At 66.6% G+C, this 1271-nt stretch carries 1 pseudogene; it reads right to left on the reverse strand.

The features are described 5' to 3' along the window. Nucleotides 1-100: 100 nt before the first annotated feature. Nucleotides 101-1122, reverse strand: a pseudogene (locus tag ACSDR0_RS50660) (IS5 family transposase). Between the last annotated feature and the right edge of the window lie 149 nt (nt 1123-1271).

Genomic DNA, 1271 nt, shown 5'->3' on the forward strand with positions numbered 1-1271 from the left:
GCTTCGGCATGATGGCCCCTGAAACCATCATTCCCCCAGCTCAGCTGGTATCCACACCCTCAATCAGGAACGTTGCACTAGGAGCTGTTCGAGGTTCGGATCATGTGGGTGAGGTGAGGAGTTTCAGCCACATGATCGAGCCTCGGAGGTAGAGTCCGGCTTCATAGCTTTCCGGGGTTTTGTCGTAGCGGGTGGCTAATCCGCGCCAGGTCTTGATCTTCTGGAAACAGCGTTCGACGGTGTTGCGCTGCCGGTAGCGCTCTGGATCGAAGCCGACGGGCCGCCCGCCCGCTGAACCTCTCTTCTTGCGGTTGGCCTGCTGGTCGGTCTTCTCCGGGATGATCGCGGTGATCTTGCGGCGGCGCAGGTAGGAGCGGTTGGCCTTGGAGGAGTAGGCCTTGTCCGCGGCCACCGCGGCAGGGCGGGTCCGAGGTCGGCCGACCCGGCCGGGGATGCGGATCTTGTCCAGGACGGTGATGAACCGCGGGCAGTCGCCGGCTTGGCCGGGGGTGAGCACGAAGGCCAGCGGCAGCCCGGCGGCATCGGCCGCAGCATGGACCTTGCTGCTCAGCCCGCCCCGGGATCGGCCGAGCCCGGCAGCCTTCGCCCGGGCCTTTCGGCGTCGCCGCGTGGCGGCACGATCCGGCGCGGGCGACGTGTCCGCATTGTCCGCGCTGGGTGTGACCTGCGGCGCATCACTCGCAGCACCGGTGGCTGCTCCGCCAGCGGAGCCCCCTTTTCCTCGGTCAGTGCCTGCTCCAGCGCATCCAGGGTCTCCCCGGCCACCGCCAGCCCGGCCGACTCCTGATGCGCCCGCACGATCGTGGAGTCCACGCTGACCACCTCCAGCCCGACCTGCCCGCGCAAGGCGGCCTCGGCGATCAGTGCTTCCATCAATCCCTGGAACACCCCGGCCTTGGCCCAGCCGTTGAACCGGGAGTAGAGCGTGGACCACGGCCCATACCGTTCCGGCACGTCACGCCAGCCCGACCCGGTGCGAAACCGCCACAAGATCCCGTTGAACTGATCACGCACCCGCCGAGGAAGCGGCCCGGTAGCCGCCACCGGCAGATACGACTCGATCAACGCCCACTCGGCATCCGTCACATCAAAGCGCGCCACGTCCGAGTTCTACCAGCCACGACCAGCCCGCCACCGGGCCTCACCTAGATCCGAACCCCAAACAGCTCCTAGTGCAACGTTCCTGATTGAGGGTGTGGATACCAGCTGAGCTGGGGGAATGATGGTTTCAGGGGCCATCATGCCGAAGC

This window comes from Streptosporangium sp. G11, assembly GCF_051192615.1.
Classification (GTDB): Bacteria; Actinomycetota; Actinomycetes; order Streptosporangiales; family Streptosporangiaceae; genus Streptosporangium.